At 70.0% G+C, this 2,855-nt stretch carries 4 protein-coding genes; 2 read left to right on the top strand and 2 right to left on the bottom strand.

Annotated features, from left to right (window positions below):
• Positions 1 to 910 (top strand): DEAD/DEAH box helicase (locus VNE62_11805; GenBank protein HVE92964.1); only part of this gene is annotated, 910 nt, incomplete at its 5' end.
• 54 nt (positions 911 to 964) lie between these two features.
• On the opposite strand, the gene VNE62_11810 is transcribed toward VNE62_11805, so the two are convergent.
• A complete protein-coding gene (locus tag VNE62_11810; GenBank protein ID HVE92965.1) occupies positions 965 to 1,321 on the bottom strand; it encodes a VOC family protein in 357 nt (118 codons plus the stop codon).
• A gap of 147 nt (positions 1,322 to 1,468) precedes the next feature.
• Here VNE62_11810 and VNE62_11815 point away from each other — a divergent pair, with 147 nt between their 5' ends.
• Complete coding sequence (locus tag VNE62_11815; protein HVE92966.1) at positions 1,469 to 2,242, top strand: DNA-formamidopyrimidine glycosylase family protein; 774 nt, start codon at positions 1,469 to 1,471, stop codon at positions 2,240 to 2,242.
• Between the two features lie 34 nt (positions 2,243 to 2,276).
• Here the strand turns inward: VNE62_11815 and VNE62_11820 are convergent.
• A partial coding sequence (locus VNE62_11820) for a DNA-processing protein DprA (GenBank protein ID HVE92967.1) occupies positions 2,277 to 2,855 on the bottom strand: 579 nt, incomplete at its 5' end.

Genomic DNA, 2,855 nt, shown 5'->3' on the forward strand with positions numbered 1-2,855 from the left:
CTCGGGGCCGGTCCACGACGCGCTGCGCGAGCGCCTAACCGGTCGCGGTGCGTCGTTCTGGCCGGAGCTTCTGTCGGCGGCCGACCACCCGGACGACCAGACGGTCCTCGCCGCGCTGTGGGACCTGGTGTGGGCGGGCGAGGTGACCAACGACACGTTCGCACCCGTCCGGGCGCTGTTGGCGGGAAGGCGCAAGGCCGCGTCCACGAGGCGTCCGCGTCCGGGACGGCTCTCGCGCACCGGTCCCCCATCGGCCGCCGGACGGTGGTCGCTGGTCTCGGAGTTGCTGCAACCGGCCCCCGCGGCGACGGAGTCCGCACACGCGCGGGCCCTGCAGCTCCTGGAGCGCCACGGCGTGCTCACGCGGGAAGCCGTCCTGGCCGAGAACGCCCCGGGCGGCTTCGCCGCGGTGTACGGGGTGCTCAAAGCTCTGGAGGAATCCGGGCGCGTGCGCCGCGGCTACTTTGTGGCCGGGCTGGGGGCCGCCCAGTTCGCGATGCCGGGAGCGGTGGACCGGCTGAGGGGGATGCGCGACCTGGAGAAACCGGACGCCGGCCGCGGCGAGATGCTCGTGATGGCTGCCACCGACCCTGCGCAACCGTACGGAGCCGCGCTGCCCTGGCCGGACTCGCCGGGGCGCCCCGCGCGCGCGGCGGGGGCTTACGTGGTGCTGGAGGGCGGAATGCCCCAGGCCATCCTGGAACGGGGGGGCCGCACCGTCGCAACCTTCGAGGGCTCGAGTCCGCCTGTGTGGGCGGAGGCGTTGGTGACGCTGGTGAAAGATGGTCGTCTGCGCCGCTTGGAGGTTCAAAAGGTGGACGGGGCTCCCGCGCACGACTCCGGTGCCGCGGACGCCCTTCGCGAAGCGGGCTTCACCGACTCCTACAAGGGACTGGTGCTGCGGGGCTGAGTCTTGAAAAGCAAAGGCGGCCCCCTGAGGGGCCGCCTTCGTCGGGCCGATGCTCTAGGTCTGGACCAGCCCGATCTGGTTGCCGTCGGGGTCGGTGAACATCCCGATCGTGACGTTCGCCCCCGGCACCTCGGTCTTGCCCATGACGGTCGTGGCTCCCAGGGAGTTGGCCTTCTGCAGAGCGGCGTCGACGTCCGGGACTCCCACGTAGATCATCACTCCCGGGTGTCCCTCAGCCCCGCCCTCGGTGCCACCGATGCCGCCACCGATGCCGCCCTCACCGCCGGGGACCATCCCGTAGTTCATTGGGTTGTTCGCGTCCACAGGCCACTCAAACAGGTCCCTGTAGAACTGCTGTGTCTTGGCGCTCTCCTTGCCCATGATCTCGAAGTGCACAACCGGATTCGGCATCCCGCTCCTTTCGTCCTGCCCCGTCGCACGGCCTGAGGCCGGGCGGCGTCCAGCGTCGCTCATCCCCGACGTGTGCCGCCACTTCGTCGCGCTGCGCCGCCGTGGGAACGGGTATACGATCCCGGTCTCCGGACCTTGATCACAAAATTGCCTGAAGGCGACACGATCTTCCGAGCCGCACGGACGCTGCACGGCGTTCTCGCGCAGAAGCCCCTGGTCCGGTTCGAGGCGCCGGGCCTTGAGGGGCCCCCACCGGGTCCGGGCGAGGTGGTGGAGTCGGTCCGTGCGAAAGGAAAGCACCTTCTGATCCGGTTCTCCGGGGGCCGGACGCTGCACAGCCACATGGGCATGAACGGAAGCTGGCACGTGTACCGCCCTGGACAGCGGTGGCAGAAGCCGCGGCACCGCGCTCGGGTCGTGGTCGAAGCCGGGGGCTGGGTGGCCGTCTGCTTCTCGCCCATGACCCTGGAGCTGATCGGCGACGCGGAGGCGGCCGTCCACGAGCGCCTGTCCTCCCTCGGCCCTGACCTGTGTCTGCCGGACGCGGACTTGCAGGAGGCCCTCAGGCGCATGCGCGCCCGTCCGAACATGCAGCTGGGCGTCGCCCTGCTCGACCAGCGCATCGCCTGCGGCGTGGGCAACGTCTTCAAGAGCGAGGCTCTGCACGCAGCACGGGAAGATCCCTTCGCTCTGGTCCGGGATGTGTCTGACGCGCGCCTTCGGACGCTCATCGAGATCGCCGCGGTGCAGCTCCGGAGCAACCTCGGGAGCGGGAGGCGGACGACAGTCGAGGAGGGACTGGCGGTGTACAAGCGGTCCGGGCGCGACTGCCGGCGGTGCTCCGCAACGATCCGGATGCTCCACCAGGGCAAACCGCCTCGGTCGACGTACTGGTGCCCGGGGTGCCAGCCCGGCCGCTAGATGTCGCTCCCATTTGACGTTTTGACGAGAACCGTCAGCGGGACTGAGTCCGGCGCCAGCGGCCTCCGCCGTCGTCGCAGACCAGACCCTCGAGCTCAAGCGTCGCCAGTACCACCGATGCGCGCGAAGCGTTCAGCCCCGTGATGCTCACGACCTCATCTACCGTCGTCTGTTCCGCCACGGCGCCGTAGACCAAGGCGGCATCGCCCGTAAGGTCGATGCGCGCAGCCGGCGCCGCGTCTTCCGGGCCGGGCAGCGTGTACCCCTGGGCCCGGGCGAGGTCCAACAGCTCGTGTGTGGTGTCGTCGGGATCCACGACGAGCCTGGCGCCGTCTCGCAGCAGCTCCCTGACTCCGGCTCCCGAAGGATTCTCGGGGGCCGTGATGCAGGCGAAGACCTCCCGTCCCTGATCGATGGCGAACCCGGCTGTTATCAGGGCGCCGGACGAGAGCCCCGCTTCCACGACGACAACGGCAATCGACAAGCCTGAGACGATTCGATTTCGAGCCGGGAAGTGCCACTGCCTCGGCCCCGTGCCGGGCGCGAACTCCCCCACAAGCGCGCCGTTGGAGGCCACCCACTCCGAAAGGGCGGCGTGCTCCGAAGGGTACGC

It is taken from the genome of Actinomycetota bacterium (assembly GCA_035536535.1).
Classification (GTDB): Bacteria; Actinomycetota; JAICYB01; order JAICYB01; family JAICYB01; genus DATLNZ01.

What these genes read in the sequence shown, in the direction of transcription:
- VNE62_11810 (HVE92965.1), bottom strand. Translation starts at nt 1,321, where the DNA reads ATGCCGAATCCGGTTGTGCACTTCGAGATCATGGGCAAGGAGAGCGCC.